Origin of the sequence: Sphingobacterium sp. UGAL515B_05 (assembly GCF_033097525.1) — a bacterium.
Lineage (GTDB): Bacteria > Bacteroidota > Bacteroidia > Sphingobacteriales > Sphingobacteriaceae > Sphingobacterium.
On the sequence record NZ_CP109907.1, the window covers coordinates 3,144,132 to 3,158,594 of the forward strand.

The 14,463-nt window shown below is 38.8% G+C and carries 12 protein-coding genes; 4 read left to right on the forward strand and 8 right to left on the reverse strand.

Annotated features, from left to right (window positions below; all coding sequences use genetic code 11):
• Positions 1 to 13: 13 nt before the first annotated feature.
• Positions 14 to 613 carry a hypothetical protein gene (locus OK025_RS12745; protein WP_317669730.1) on the forward strand — a complete coding sequence of 200 codons (600 nt, stop codon included), beginning with the start codon at positions 14 to 16 and terminating at the stop codon, positions 611 to 613.
• Here OK025_RS12745 and OK025_RS12750 read toward each other — a convergent pair.
• Positions 610 to 1,392: a Cof-type HAD-IIB family hydrolase gene (locus tag OK025_RS12750; protein WP_046671754.1), complete on the reverse strand. Its 783-nt coding sequence runs from the start codon at positions 1,390 to 1,392 to the stop codon at positions 610 to 612. The two genes, OK025_RS12745 and OK025_RS12750, sit on opposite strands and share 4 nt — an antisense overlap.
• Before the next feature lie 739 nt (positions 1,393 to 2,131).
• On the opposite strand from OK025_RS12750, the gene dnaE reads away from it, so the two are divergent.
• Entirely contained in the window at positions 2,132 to 6,550 is a 4,419-nt protein-coding gene (gene dnaE, locus OK025_RS12755; protein ID WP_317669731.1) for a DNA polymerase III subunit alpha, read from the forward strand.
• Between the two features lie 124 nt (positions 6,551 to 6,674).
• The gene (trxA, locus tag OK025_RS12760) at positions 6,675 to 6,995 is read left to right on the forward strand and encodes a thioredoxin (RefSeq protein ID WP_046671752.1); all 321 of its coding nucleotides are present in this window, start codon (positions 6,675 to 6,677) and stop codon (positions 6,993 to 6,995) included.
• 544 nt (positions 6,996 to 7,539) lie between these two features.
• Here trxA and rplI read toward each other — a convergent pair.
• The 7 genes from rplI to OK025_RS12795 all read right to left on the reverse strand — a co-directional run bounded on the left by rplI (position 7,540) and on the right by OK025_RS12795 (position 13,732).
• Positions 7,540 to 7,983 carry a 50S ribosomal protein L9 gene (gene rplI, locus OK025_RS12765; protein ID WP_046671751.1) on the reverse strand — a complete coding sequence of 148 codons (444 nt, stop codon included), beginning with the start codon at positions 7,981 to 7,983 and terminating at the stop codon, positions 7,540 to 7,542.
• 15 nt (positions 7,984 to 7,998) lie between these two features.
• Positions 7,999 to 8,262, reverse strand: coding sequence for a 30S ribosomal protein S18 (gene rpsR, locus OK025_RS12770; RefSeq protein ID WP_028071347.1), 264 nt, complete (start codon positions 8,260 to 8,262; stop codon positions 7,999 to 8,001).
• Entirely contained in the window at positions 8,262 to 8,630 is a 369-nt protein-coding gene (rpsF, locus tag OK025_RS12775; RefSeq protein ID WP_046671750.1) for a 30S ribosomal protein S6, read from the reverse strand. Before rpsF ends, rpsR begins: the two co-directional genes overlap by 1 nt.
• Before the next feature lie 147 nt (positions 8,631 to 8,777).
• The gene (gene dapA, locus OK025_RS12780; RefSeq protein ID WP_317669732.1) at positions 8,778 to 9,656 is read right to left on the reverse strand and encodes a 4-hydroxy-tetrahydrodipicolinate synthase; all 879 of its coding nucleotides are present in this window, start codon (positions 9,654 to 9,656) and stop codon (positions 8,778 to 8,780) included.
• A 37-nt stretch (positions 9,657 to 9,693) separates the two neighbouring features.
• Positions 9,694 to 11,718 carry an NAD-dependent DNA ligase LigA gene (gene ligA, locus OK025_RS12785; protein WP_075994005.1) on the reverse strand — a complete coding sequence of 675 codons (2,025 nt, stop codon included), beginning with the start codon at positions 11,716 to 11,718 and terminating at the stop codon, positions 9,694 to 9,696.
• A 119-nt stretch (positions 11,719 to 11,837) separates the two neighbouring features.
• On the reverse strand, positions 11,838 to 12,869 hold the full coding sequence (locus tag OK025_RS12790; RefSeq protein ID WP_317669733.1) for a glycosyltransferase family 2 protein: 1,032 nt from the start codon (positions 12,867 to 12,869) through the stop codon (positions 11,838 to 11,840).
• A complete protein-coding gene (locus OK025_RS12795) occupies positions 12,866 to 13,732 on the reverse strand; it encodes a lysophospholipid acyltransferase family protein (protein ID WP_120333360.1) in 867 nt (288 codons plus the stop codon). Before OK025_RS12795 ends, OK025_RS12790 begins: the two co-directional genes overlap by 4 nt.
• A gap of 87 nt (positions 13,733 to 13,819) precedes the next feature.
• On the opposite strand from OK025_RS12795, the gene OK025_RS12800 reads away from it, so the two are divergent.
• Positions 13,820 to 14,431 (forward strand): WbqC family protein, encoded by a 612-nt coding sequence (locus OK025_RS12800; protein WP_317669734.1) that lies wholly within the window; start codon positions 13,820 to 13,822, stop codon positions 14,429 to 14,431.
• The last annotated feature ends 32 nt before the right edge of the window (positions 14,432 to 14,463 follow it).

Below are 14,463 nucleotides of genomic sequence, written 5' to 3' on the forward strand. Positions count from 1 at the left end.
AGCAATTTAAGAAATGTCCAGTATAATCAATCGGTTTTTGGGTAAAAAGAGTGTAAGAAATGAAGAGCTTTTGGCGCTAGCGGATAGGTTGTCTTTTAGGAACAGTCAGCTGGACAGCTTTTTGATAGGGCATTTTATACAAAATAACAAAATAGATCCAGCGGACTATTTTGTTTTTCAAGAGCAGTTGCTTAAGCTTCATGTTGACCGATTTGAGGCTATGCAGGTAGAGCTGAACTTGTTGAACCAATATTTGCAGTTGGCCGAACGTTTTCTTCCAGCAGGTTTTTCAGTCAAATGGGAAAATAAGCTACAGTCTCAGGATGAAATTATGTTGCCGCCGCTCATTCTTTTTCCTGTGGTACAGCATGCTGTTGAAAATGGTTATAATACGATGTCTTCTCATCCAGTTCGGATCCGATTGTCGGGCTCATCAAAGGTGATTATGCTGGAAGTTAGCTACCGCGTGAACCATTATCTGGAAAGTCAGTTTAGCAGCACATTGATACGTGATTTTCGACAGCGATTGGACTATCTTTTTCCGGAAAAACATAATTTGCTGATGAATAGCAACAGCAATACTTCTCGAATTACGTTAACTATCCAACTTTAGATGATATTGAAGTGTTTTAAGGCATTCCAGATGCCATTTTCATCAACGCTGTCTGTTATATAATCTGCAATTTCCTTTACCTCGGGATTGGCATTACCCATAGCAATTCCAATATGGGTGTGCGCTAGCATGGTAATATCATTTCCGCCGTCGCCAAATGACATGGTTTCTTCCAAGGTGAAGTTGAAATGATCTAAAAAAACATCTATTCCAATTTTTTTGCTTTGTCCCATCGGATTGACATCAGCAAAAATGGGCGTCCATCTCGAAGCAACCGAATTTGGCATCACATTTTCCATGAATTCAGCTTCTTCTTCAGGATTGATGAAAACATTGACCTGCATAACTGAGTCAAGATCAAAATCCTTTTCGTAATCCCGAATAGGTGGGGTGGGGACATTGACCTGTTCGTACATTCGTTGTACCTCCGGTGTAACCTGGTTCAAGGAAATTTCTTTTTCAGACATGAATGAAAAAGTCAGGTCTTCACGCTTTTTAGCATAATCCAATAAGGAGCGAATGTCTTTTTGAGGAATGTTATTTTTATAAATGACTTCCTGTTCCTTCGTGACGCAATACCCGCCATTGAAGGTGATATATCCATCAAAATCGAGGTAACGAATATGCCCCAGCTGATTGTAGGACCTTCCTGTTGAAACAAATACCTTGATGTTTTTTTCTTTTAATAATTGAAATGCTTGTTGAGTAGATTCGGGAACTTGATGTGTTTTGAAACTTAGCAAAGTTCCATCGATGTCAAAAAAGATAGCTTTAATCATGGATTTTTGGGTCAAAATCAAATATACTAAATACTTGGGATAGTGTAACTATTACAATATTAAATTTGAGGTGTTTTATCTCCTATAGGCTTATCTCGTTTTTAATTGTATTGAGGATAAGTATGCCCAAATGGAAGTCAGTCGGCCTGTAGATGCGAAGTCTCGGCTCTGGATTTATGACCATTGAAAGTAGTGGTGGGGGGCATGTTATTTGGTTAGGCTCGTTGAAATTAGTCGGAAGAATATTGACATGGGGCCTCATGAAAATTTTTACCACACTGGGGAGAGAGCAATACATATCAACCACATGATTAGAAGGAAATAAAATCGGAGATACAAGGGGGGGGGTAATAGGGAGATTATAAGTATTCATCCGAATAAGGTCCGAATAATGCCCCTATAAAGTCCCTATGAAGTATGTGTTAAAAAAGCTATTCATTTGAAGTTGGTATACTGTTGGATTTTTTGATATACATGATAAAAAAGAGCTCGAGGGCTGGATGATTTGGCTTGATATTGACTTTTCGAGGCGCATAAAAAGAGGAAGATCAAGGAGCTTATGATGCTGTTTTTTGTTGAAGCGAAACAATTGCAAGGTATCGTGTAACGCCGGATTTTCTTTAGTGGATTTTCGCAAAAATCTGACACAATCTTCTCTAATAATTTCGTAAATTTCAAGTTCAAAAAAATGTAAATTGTCTTGCATTTAATGTGTTGTATTAAAGAGGGTTAGAATTTTATGTATATTATTTTCGATACGGAAACGACGGGTTTGCCTAAGCGTTGGGACGCACCAATTACCGATACGGACAATTGGCCGCGCTGTATTCAATTGGCTTGGCAAATTCATGATGAGATGGGAAATTTGGTCGAACATCACGATTTCTTGATTAAGCCAGATGGATTTGATATACCCTATGACTCTGAAAAAATACACGGCATATCGACTGCATTGGCAGAAGAGCAGGGGTTGCCGCTTCAGGAGGTCCTAGAGAAATTCAATGTGGCATTGAATAAAGCCAAGTTTGTTGTTGGACAGAATATTGGTTTTGATTTGAATATCATGGGCTGTGAATTTTACCGTTATGGTGTTGCTTCCAATATGGCTAATATGCCTGTATTGGATACCTGTACGGAAGTAACAGCTGAACTCCTGAAAATTCCGGGCGGTCGCGGTGGACGTTTTAAATTACCCAATTTGACCGAGCTGCATTCCTATTTATTTGGAGTGCCGTTTGCTGAGGCACATAATGCAACAGCCGACGTTGAGGCAACAACACGTTGTTTTCTGGAGCTTGTCAGAAGAGAGGTATTCACTGCCGAAGAACTTCAGGTCGATACGGGCTACTTTGTCGATTTTAAAACCAACAATCCGGGGCCTATACCTACTGTTGGACTGAAACATATCAACCTAAAAGCAGCTTCTGATGAAATTAGAAAACGGTCTCAGCCAGATGAAGTCAAGGTTGTCGTTGATGCGGACGCGTTAGCAGCTTTAAAGGATGCCAAATTTGCCCATTTACATAACCATTCTCAGTTTTCGATCCTACAGTCGACGATGTCGTACGATAAGTTAGTTTCGGCAGCGGTCAAAGATAATATGCCTGCGGTTGCATTGACTGATCATGGAAATATGATGGGCGCCTTTGAATTTGTCTCTCGTGTTATAGGACACAACAAAGAAATTGAAGCACAAAATGCAGAGGCGATTGAAAATGGGCAGGAACCTACTGGTCAGCTTTTAAAGCCAATTGTTGGTTGTGAGTTTTTTGTTTGTGAAAACCACAAAGATAAGTCCAGGAAAGATAATGGGTATCAGATTGTGTTATTGGCAAAGAATAAAAGAGGTTATCACAATTTGGCTAAGCTCGCTTCCTTTGCGTATACAGCAGGGTTCTATTATGTACCCCGTATTGATAAAGATCTTATCCTTCAATATAAGGAGGATGTTATTGCTCTGTCGGGTAACCTACAAGGGGAAGTGCCTAATAAAATACTGAATATTGGTGAGAGCCAGGCCGAAGAGGCTCTGTTATGGTGGAAAGAGCAATTTGGAGATGATTTTTATCTCGAATTGATGCGCCATGGTCAGGAAGATGAGGATCGTGTGAATCAAACCTTGCTTAAATTTTCCCGCAAATATCAGGTCAAAGTTGTTGCAACCAATAATACATATTACGAGAAGAAAGGCGATGCGCATGCGCATGATATTTTGCTCTGTGTGAAAGATGGTGAGAAACTCTCAACGCCAAAAGGTCGAGGACGAGGGTTCCGTTTTGGTTTACCCAATCAGGAGTATTATTTCAAGTCTTCGGATGAAATGAAGGCTTTATTTAAAGATTTGCCCGAAGCCATTCTAAATATTCAGGAGATTGTCGATAAGGTAGAGATATTTAAATTAAATCGCGATGTCCTTTTACCTAAATTTGATATACCCGAAGAATTTCAAGTGGAAGCGGATCTTGAAGATGGCGGAAAACGTGGTGAAAATAAATATCTGGCTCATCTTTGTTATGTAGGGGCTGAGAAGCGTTATGAAGAAATAACAGATGATATTCGCGAACGTCTTGACTTCGAACTAGCTACGATCGAAAAGACCGGTTATCCCGGTTACTTTTTGATTGTTCAGGATTTTATTGCTGCTGCTCGTGACATGGGAGTTTCTGTGGGACCAGGGCGGGGATCTGCTGCTGGTTCAGCCGTGGCCTATTGTTTGGGAATTACCAATATCGATCCGATTAAATATGACTTGCTTTTCGAGCGTTTCTTGAATCCCGACCGTGTGTCAATGCCCGATATTGATATCGATTTTGATGACGAGGGGCGTGGTCGTGTCATGCAATATGTAATCAATAAATATGGAGCTAGTCAGGTTGCCCAGATTATTACCTATGGTACAATGGCAGCGAAGTCATCCATCAAAGATACCGCGCGGGTGTTGGACTTACCTTTGGGTGATGCCAATGAGATTGCCAAGCTGATTCCGAATCTTAAATTGTCCAAGATTTTTACTTTAGATGATGCTGGCTTAAAGGAAAAGCTGAGAACTGAGGAAATTGAAGCTGTTAATCGGTTGAAATCTATTGCTGATGGTGCTGGATTGGAGGCTGAAACGATCAGACAGGCCCGGGTTTTGGAGGGTTCTGTCCGAAATACAGGTATCCATGCCTGTGGTGTTATCATTACGCCAGACGATATTACTAATTTCGTTCCTGTTTCTTTGGCAAAAGACTCGGATCTTTATGTGACGCAGTTCGATAACCACGTTGTTGAAAGTGCAGGTTTGCTGAAAATGGACTTTTTGGGTTTAAAGACACTGACACTGATTAAAGATACAGTCGAAAATGTCAAATTAAGCCATGGTATCGTGCTGGATCCGGATCAATTTCCGATCGACGACGAGCTTACTTATGAGCTCTTTCAGCGTGGAGAGACCATCGGGGTGTTCCAGTACGAATCGCCTGGAATGCAGAAATACATGCGAGACCTTAAGCCGACGGTATTTGCCGATTTGATTGCGATGAATGCACTTTATCGCCCGGGTCCAATAGAGTATATTCCAAGTTTTATTAAGCGTAAGCATGGTATAGATCCTATTGTTTATGATTTGGATGCCTGTGAGGAATACCTCAAGGAGACCTACGGTATTACAGTATATCAAGAGCAGGTCATGCTTTTGTCCCAAAAGTTAGCCGGATTCTCGAAAGGTGATGCCGACGTTTTGCGTAAGGCCATGGGTAAGAAACAAAAAGCGGTACTGGATAAGATGAAGCCTAAGTTTGTTTCACAGGCAGAGGAGAGAGGGCATAATGCCAAAGTTCTGGAAAAGATCTGGACCGACTGGGAGGCTTTTGCGAGTTATGCATTTAATAAATCCCACTCGACCTGTTATGCTTGGGTAGCCTATCAAACAGCCTATTTGAAAGCGCATTTTCCAGCGGAATATATGGCTGCGGTACTTTCTAACAATATGAATGACATCAAGCAGGTGACATTCTTTATGGAGGAATGTAAGCGTATGGGATTAGAGGTACTTGGTCCTGATGTGAATGAATCCTATTATAAATTTACAGTAAACGAACGTGGTGCAATCCGTTTTGGAATAGGTGCAGTTAAAGGTGTCGGGGCAGGAGCAGTAGATGCTATCGTGCAAACTCGACAATCAGGATTGTATAAATCTGTTTTCGATATGGCCAAACGGATTGATCTTCGTGCGGTCAACAAGAAAGCTTTCGAGAGTCTGGCTTATGCTGGTGGTTTTGATAGTTTTGAGAACACGCACCGTGCACAATATTTCCATTCGGATGAAAATTCAACAGGAATGGAAAAGGCGATACGATTTGGCCAGCGATTTAAAGAAAATGAAAGTTCGGCCCAGGCGAGTTTGTTTGGTGTAGGTGGAGCTGCAGAATTGCCGGAACCTGTTTTGGCACCATGTCCGCAATGGGGATTGATTGAAAAGCTTAAATATGAAAAAGATGTTATCGGTATTTATTTGACCAGTCACCCCTTAGATACATACCGGTTTGAGATTGAGCATTTTTGTCAGAATTCGGTTTCAGATTTGGCTTTGATCAATAAAGTTAAAGCGGCAGAGGTCGATGAAGAGACTTTGCTTGAGTTTAATCGAATCAAGAATAAAGAATTAGTGATTGGTGGCATTATCGCATCGGCAAACCATCGATTGACGAAGACTGGTAAGCCTTTTGCGTCGTTTATCATAGAAGATTATAGTGATTCCTATGATATGGCAGTTTTTGGCGAAGAATACGTCAAATTGAAGGGGTATTTGCAAGAAGGCTATTTTGTGCAATTACGGGGTTTGGTACAGGAACGTTTCAGACAGGTTGGAAATTGGGGCTTTGAGCTGCGTAGTGTACAGTTACTTTCGGATCTTCGTGAGAAGATGGCGAAGAGTTTTACGATCAATATTCCTTTACCTAAGTTGAATGAAGCATTTCTTGACGGAATCAAAGATATACTGGCGCAAAATGAGATTGAGGGGGTTGTGCCAAATTGTCAATTAAAGTTTAAAATTTGGGATCCCCAAGATGAAATATCTGTCGAAATGCCAGCTAAAAGTCTGAAAATAAACCTAACAAATGAATTTTTGGACTGTATAGATAAGTTTGAAGGGATAAATTATCGATTGAATTAGTTTGGATTGGAATTTGTGTAATTAAGATTACAAATACATTGGTAGTTGTTACTATCTTTGTTTATTGATTTTAGCAATTAAATAGTATTAAAGATATAACTTCGGTTTATAAAATTAAAAGATTATGGCATTAGAAATTACAGATAGCAACTTTGAAGAAGTTGTCTTAAAAGCAGACAAACCAGTATTAATTGATTTTTGGGCAGAGTGGTGTGGTCCTTGCCGTATGGTAGGTCCTGTGGTTGAAGAACTGGCTAAGGATTATGAAGGTAAAGCTGTTGTAGGAAAAGTAAATGTGGATGAAAATCCAGAGATTTCCGTTCGTTATGGCATTCGTAATATTCCAGCTCTATTGTTCTTTAAAAATGGAGAAATTGTCGATAAACAAATTGGAGCTGTTCCAAAATCAGTATTGAACGAGAAATTAGAAAAACAATTAGCATAACTTAGTTAAAAGCAAAAAAAGCCTGAAATATTCTATTTCAGGCTTTTTTTTGCTTTTAAAATTTAGTTTTTTTGATTTTATCTTGATTTTTAATTGTTTTTGTCTATATTTTTTTTTGTTTTTGGTGCATTTTGTGTATTTATTTTGTTTTTTAGTGTTGTAATTTGCTGTATTTTTAGTGTTTTTGTGTTTTATTATGATTTTGTTGTTATTTTTTATGTGTGTATGCTTATTTTTTGATAAAAAATCATTTTTATTTGCATAAATCAATATTTTTTACTTCTTTTGAGTATTGAAATTGGTTTTCGAAAAGAATTTGTTTCGATTTTTTGATTTTGATGTTATTTTTTTTTGACTCGATGATTTAGGAGTTGTTTTTTTTGAAAAAAATAGAAATTGACAAAGATTTTCCCTTTCAAATACCCTAGATTATGCCTCGCGTTGCTCTCCGTAACGCGAGTTTTTTTTGGCTAAAGTATGGGTAAAAACAAAAGCGGCTATCCGAAAGGATAGCCGCTTTTTATTATTGACTAAATAAACTGAATTATTCAGCAATTACTTCGAAAGGAACTTGAACTTTCACTTCTTTGTGTAAGTTTAAGTTTGCGATGTATTCACCTAGTTCTTTAGGTTCTACTTCGAAAGTGATACGACGACGATCTACATCAAAACCTTTTGCTTTCAACGCATCAGCAATTTGAATGCTGTTTACTTTACCAAAGATTTTACCAGATTCACCTGCTTTAGCACCGATTGAAAGTTTGATAGCTTCCAATTTACCCGCTAATTCAGTAGCGTCTTTTTTGATTTTTTCTTGTTTGAACTGAGCTTGTTTGATGTTCTCAGCTAAAACTTTCTTTGCAGATTCAGTCGCTTGGATAGCAAATCCTTGCGGGATTAAGTAGTTACGACCGAAACCTGGCTTTACATTAACGATATCGTTTTGCTCACCTAAGCCTTTGATATCTTGTTTTAAAATTACTTCCATTTTCTATCGTCCTCCTTATTTAATTGCATCAGCTAAGTAAGGTAATAAGCCGATGTGACGAGCACGTTTAACAGCTTGAGCTACTTTACGTTGAAATTTCAAAGATGTACCAGTTAAACGACGAGGTAAGATTTTACCTTGATCATTTACAAATTTCATCAAGAAGTTAGCATCTTTATAATCGATATATTTGATACCATTCTTTTTGAAACGACAGTATTTTTTACGGTTGTCCTCTACTTTAGGAGCAGTTACGTATTGGATATTTTCGTTAGCCATTAGTTTGCGCCCTCCTCAGTTTTAGTTTCAGCTTTTTTGTTGAATGCACCGCTACGTTTTTTCTCGTTGTATGCTTTAGCATGTTTGTCTAAGCTTACAGTCAAGAAACGCATAATGCGCTCATCACGTTTGTATTCAACCTCTAATTTATTGATTAATTCACCTGGAGCCTTGAATTCAGTTAAGTGATAAAATCCAGTAGTTTTTTTCTGGATTGGATACGCTAATTTTTTCAAACCCCAATTGTCTTCAGCGACAATCTCGGCTCCGCCTTCTGTTAAGATGTTTTTGAATTTTGCGATTACTTCTTTCGCAGCATCATCAGAAAGCAACGGGGTAAGAACGATTACAGATTCGTACTGTTGCATTGTGTTAATTAATTTTGTTATTTAAAATTCCACTTTTGTGGAAGTGCAAAGGTAGTTATTATATTGTTATGTTGCAAAGCTTTGAAATAAAAAAGTTTAGATCCTTTGGAGGGATCTAAACTTTTCTCAACCGAACGTGGCTATATTTTAGTTCAATTTCTTTAATTCTTCTTTGATAGCTGCCTGTATTTTCTCGCTAACAGGGACTAAAGGAAGTCGTAATTGATCTTTTCCGATCCCCAATTCCTGTAGAATATATTTTACACCAGCAGGGTTTCCTTCAATAAAACACAGATCTGTAATGTCAAGGAGTTCATTATGGATCGATCTAGCTTCCGCATAATTGCCTTCAGCGCATAACTTAGCTAATGTGGCGACCTTTTTCGGTAATGCGTTTCCAATCACTGAAATGATACCAGCAGCTCCAAGAGACATCATCGGCAAGGTAACCGGATCATCTCCAGAGATCAATAGAAATCCCGTAGGTTTATCCCTTAGAATTTCGCTGAATTGCGCAAAATTTCCAGAAGCTTCTTTGATGGCTACGATATTGGAAAAATCATTGGCTAGTCGTAATGTTGTCTGTGCTGATATATTGCTGCCTGTACGCCCAGGCACATTGTATAAAATAACCGGAAGTGGAGAGGCCTTTGAAACAGCCTTGTAATGCTGGTAAATGCCTTCTTGTGTTGGTTTGTTATAATAAGGAGATACGGATAAAATTGCACAGAAGCCTGTTGGATCAAAGTTTTTAATTTGTTCCACAATTTCGGCCGTATTATTACCACCAATTCCAGCAACCAAAGGAAGTCTACCGTTCACGCGCTTGACAGTAAAATCCCAGATACGCTTTCGTTCATCATTGGTTAAAGTGGCAACTTCTCCAGTTGTACCTAAAGAAACCAAATAATCCATACCTTCGTTGATTTGCAAGTCAATTAGCTGACCTAATGCTTCGAAATCAACAGATTCATCTGAGTTAAAAGGAGTGACTAATGCTACTCCTGCGCCGTGAAGCTCGTTCATCTTGTTTTTGTATTTATATAAATTTAATTAAAAAAACTTACTTGGGATTAATGAGTTCAAATAGTTCTTGATCATTAATCATCGGGATACCTAATTTTTCTGCTTTCGCTAGTTTGGACGGTCCCATTTTATCTCCCGCTACGAGGTAGCTTAATTTGGCAGAAATGGAAGATAACATCTTTCCGCCATTGCTTTCAATTACTGCTGCAAGCTCTTCACGTGAATGGTCTGCAAATACACCGGAAATCAGGAAGGTTTTCCCTTCAAGTGAATTGCTCGCAAGGATAATCTCCTTTTCCTCAATTTCGAAATTTAAGCCATAATTTCTCAGTGCAACAATCTGTTGTTGATGAATTGGATTGTCTAAGTATTCTTTGACACTCTCCGCAATACGGCGTCCAATATCTTGTACTCCTTCGATTTCCTCTGTCGAGGCTTGCGCGAGTGCATCAATATTTTTGAAATGCTGGGCTAATTTTTTTGCAATCGTCTCGCCGACATGACGTATTCCAAGCGAAAATAAAACTTTTTCAAAAGGTTTTTCTTTGGATTTTTCGATGCCGTTTAGCATGTTATCGATTGATTTTTGACCGAAACGTTCCAGTTGTTGCAGGTCATCTTGATGGTCTTTTAGGCCATAGATGTCAACGATATTGCGTAACAAACCTTTCTTGAAGAAAGTATCCACGGTCTCGTCTCCCATTCCTTCGATGTCCATCATTTTTCGTCCGATAAAATGCTGCATTTTGCCAACAATTTGTGGTGGGCATCCCGTTTCATTAGGGCAGTAGTGTACGGCTTCGCCTTCTTGTCGTATGAGTACTGTGTCGCATTCCGGACAAGATGTGGGGTAGACAAAACTTGTTGATCCTGCTAATCTTTTCTCGAGATTTACCCCAATTATTTTAGGTATAATTTCGCCCCCTTTTTCTACAAAGACAGTGTCATCTTCGTGTAAGTCGAGACGTGCAATTTCATTCGCATTGTGTAAGGAAGCGCGTTTTACCGTTGTGCCTGCCAGTTGTACAGGTTGAAGATTGGCAACAGGTGTAACAGCACCGGTACGTCCAACTTGATAACTAATCGAGTTCAATGTGGTTTCTACACGCTCTGCTTTGAATTTATAGGATATTGCCCAACGTGGATTTTTGGCAGTAAAGCCAAGTTCCTCCTGCTGTGCGTAATCATTTACTTTAATAACAATTCCATCAATTTCATAACCTAGGTTATGACGTTCGACATCCCAGTAGTCAATAAATGCAAAAACATCGGTTAACGTGCTGCATTTTCTGCTATGCTCGCTGACGTGAAATCCCCAGTCTTTGACATGGTTTAAGCTATTCCAATGGTCGTGAAATAGATTTGTTCTGTTGTCGCAGTACAAAAAGTAAAGGAAACAGTCCAATGGGCGTTTTGCAACTTCAGCTGAATCTTGGAGTTTGATGGTTCCAGATGCGAAATTTCTTGGGTTGGCATAGGTTTGCTCCTCATTATCGGCTCGTTCCTTATTCAGGCGGAGAAAAGCTGATTTGTGCATAAATATTTCACCTCGTATTTCGAATTGATCTGGATAATCTCCTTCTTTGAGTTTGATCGGGATAGAACGAATGGTTTTAACATTGTTTGTGACAACATCGCCTTGTGTACCATCACCGCGTGTAACGGCTTTACTTAGTAGGCCATTTTCATAAGTCAAGCTGATGGATAAACCGTCAAATTTTAATTCACAAACATATTCGAACTGATCGCCGATGATTTTGCGGATTCGCTGGTCGAAATCAAGTAACTCCTCCTGATTGTATGTGTTGCCCAATGAAAGCATTGGCCAGCGGTGCTTTTCCGTTTGAAATCGGGAGGTAATGTCTCCCCCAACACGCTGTGTAGGGGAGTTGGGGTCGGCAAAGTTGGGATATTGAGCTTCCAGCGCTTCGAGTTCCTTTAATTTAAGGTCGAAGTCGTAGTCCGAAATAACACTGTTCGCCAATACATAGTATTGATAGTTATAATGGTTGAGCTCTGCCGTTAAGTCTTTTATCTTTTTTTCAATATCCATCACCAACATTTTGCAAAATTACAAATAAAAAGTACGTTTAAATAAAATAAATAAAGAATCTTGTCGTAATGACTGCTTTATTTTGAAAATGCGTTTTTCTGCATTTTATGTTACAGGGAAATAATACGCTATTTGAAATCCTCTGGATTTAGCTGAGAAAATTTATGTTTGTTATTTGTGTAAAAATCAATGATAATCGATTTTTTGTACTGCCCTTTTGTATTTTCTTTCACCTTGTATTTTTTTCGTTTTTTAGCATTTTTGAAAATATTCAAGAAGAAATACTGATGTGCACGACTGATTGCCCAGGCATCCTTGGGTTTCCTGTCGATCAGAAACTTAGCAAGGGCTGCAAAGTCAAACCAAAGCCTGATGAAAATGACCCATATGGCTTTGCCCAGCGGTAGGTTTTTTTGCAGCATGACCATGTTATTCCTAAAATTGAGGTAAGTCTTTTTGGGATTACTTGCATTGAGGGTTCCTCCACCAACATGATACACAATAGATTTAGGACAATAGCCTATGCCATAGCCCATTTTCTTTAATCGCCAACATAGATCGATTTCCTCCATATGAGCAAAGAAATCTTCGTCAAGGCCATCTGCCTCCTTCCACGCGTCAGAGCGAATAAAAAGTGCAGCTCCAGATGCCCAGAAAATCTCGGATTCATTATCGTACTGTCCCGCATCATCTTCTACTTCATGTAGTATTCTGCCTTTACAGAAAGGAAAGCCAAAGTAATCCAGATAGCCACCCGCCGCTCCGGCATGTTCGAACTTCTGCTTGTCATGAAATGAGCGTATTTTGGGCTGTGCTGCTGCCAGGGAAGGGTTTCTTTCCAAGTATTCAATCACTGGCTCAATCCAGTTTTGGCTCACTTCAACATCCGAATTGAGGAGTACATAGTAATCAGCATCTACACGCTGCAGTATTTTGTTATAACCTCCTGCGAAGCCATAGTTTTTGTCATTTTCAAGGATAGTAATCGTCGGATAGTACTGTTTCACAAATGAAATTGAATCATCATCGGAGGCATTGTCTCCAATGACAAATTCGACATTCGGATACGAACTGTTATATACGGATGGTAAAAATTTTTCCAGGAAAAATCGGCCATTCCAATTGAGGATAACGACAGCTACTTTTGGTAATTTACTCATTTTCTACGTTTTCTTTTCCAGCGATTATGTGACCATAACCAATATTCTGGGTTTTCACGAATAAGCTGTTCAGCAAATTGATTGTGTATATCGGTAATTTCATGTTCTCCAAAGCCACTTGGATCTTCGATTAAAGTAACAAATTTACAGAAATATTGCCCTCTTTTGGGCTTTCTTCCGATATAGCAATAGACCACAGGCGCTTTACTTATTCTAGAAAGTCTTTCAGCTCCTGTATAGACCAATGTTTCCTGATTTAGCCAATTAATAAAATAATCGGAATCTGAATACAGCGGTGTTTGATCGGCAACGAGTATACTGATATTGGGCTGGCCTTTCAACTTTACGATATGACGGAGTATTTGTTTCATTGGTACCATTTCGGCGCCAAACCTTCCTCGCATATCATTGTATACTGTATCAATATCTTTATTATTGAGTGGTTTGTATACAATCAGCGTAGGGAAGTTTGTGATTAAGCTCAAACGGTGAATACCCAGCTCCCAATTGGCATAATGTGAGGTCACACCGATTACGTTTTTGCCCGCTTCGAGGTGTTTCGTCAATTCTTCTACATCTTCCAAAGTCATCTTTTTCTTTACTTCCTCAGCGGTAATCGTTTTCAATTTGATCGATTCGACAAGGAGATCGGGGAAAAAACGATAAAACTTTTTGGCAATCACCAGACGTTCTTTATCCGTTTTTTCTGGAAAAGCATTCTTTAAGTTCTGAAATACAATATTCTTCCTATATCCAATAATATAGTAGAGTATGTAATAAAGCCCATCGGAGATCAAATATAGAAACCAATAGGGGAGAAGAGAGATGATATAGATTAATGCGTTTAACGCTTTTTGTTTCATGCTATAGCTAAAATTCCCAGTGTTCTTTACAAATATCCTTAATTTAAGTTATTTTTGCGTCACTTATAACAAAAATCATCAGTTTTTATGGAATCGCAGTTATTACTTCCGGCATGTTATCTTCCACCAATATCCTATTTTCATACGATACAAGAGCATAATCTTCCTTTGGTCATCGAGAAATATGAGCATTTTCAAAAGCAGAGTTATCGTACGCGGGCCCGCATTGCTTCAGCAAATGGTGTACAGGATTTGATTGTACCCATTCAACATGGCAATAAAGAACGTGTTCCTATGAAAGATATTCGGATAAGTTATGAGTTTGACTGGCAGCGTTTACATTGGCTAAGTATCCAGACAGCTTACCGTAGCTCTGCATATTTTGAATATTATGAAGATGATTTTATACGTTTCTATGAGGAAAAGTTTGCGTATTTGGTAGATTTTAATGTTGCTCAATTAGAACTCATTCTAAAATCGATCAAACTTAAACGAACAGTAGGGTTTACAGAAGAGTATGTGCCTGCGCCTTCGGAAATGATCGATTTCCGTAACCTGATCCATCCTAAAAAAGAAAGTATACTGCGTGATCCAAAAGAATATTATCAGGTTTTTTCTGATAAAAATGGATTTTACCCCGATTTAAGCATCATCGATTTGTTATTCAATCAAGGACCACAATCAAAAAGTTACCTGTAGCCTGACGGTTTTTCGAACAAAATGCGTTTAAT

Bases quoted from the DNA above. Each gene is read 5' to 3' on its own strand.
- rplI (WP_046671751.1), bottom strand. From the start codon at position 7,983: ATGGAAGTAATTTTAAAACAAGATATCAAAGGCTTAGGTGAGCAAAAC.
- dapA (WP_317669732.1), bottom strand. From the start codon at position 9,656: ATGAACGAGCTTCACGGCGCAGGAGTAGCATTAGTCACTCCTTTTAAC.
- OK025_RS12800 (WP_317669734.1), top strand. From the start codon at position 13,820: ATGGAATCGCAGTTATTACTTCCGGCATGTTATCTTCCACCAATATCC.
- ligA (WP_075994005.1), bottom strand. From the start codon at position 11,718: ATGTTGGTGATGGATATTGAAAAAAAGATAAAAGACTTAACGGCAGAG.
- OK025_RS12790 (WP_317669733.1), bottom strand. From the start codon at position 12,869: ATGAGTAAATTACCAAAAGTAGCTGTCGTTATCCTCAATTGGAATGGC.
- OK025_RS12745 (WP_317669730.1), top strand. From the start codon at position 14: ATGTCCAGTATAATCAATCGGTTTTTGGGTAAAAAGAGTGTAAGAAAT.
- OK025_RS12750 (WP_046671754.1), bottom strand. From the start codon at position 1,392: ATGATTAAAGCTATCTTTTTTGACATCGATGGAACTTTGCTAAGTTTC.
- OK025_RS12795 (WP_120333360.1), bottom strand. From the start codon at position 13,732: ATGAAACAAAAAGCGTTAAACGCATTAATCTATATCATCTCTCTTCTC.
- dnaE (WP_317669731.1), top strand. From the start codon at position 2,132: ATGTATATTATTTTCGATACGGAAACGACGGGTTTGCCTAAGCGTTGG.
- rpsR (WP_028071347.1), bottom strand. From the start codon at position 8,262: ATGGCTAACGAAAATATCCAATACGTAACTGCTCCTAAAGTAGAGGAC.
- trxA (WP_046671752.1), top strand. From the start codon at position 6,675: ATGGCATTAGAAATTACAGATAGCAACTTTGAAGAAGTTGTCTTAAAA.
- rpsF (WP_046671750.1), bottom strand. From the start codon at position 8,630: ATGCAACAGTACGAATCTGTAATCGTTCTTACCCCGTTGCTTTCTGAT.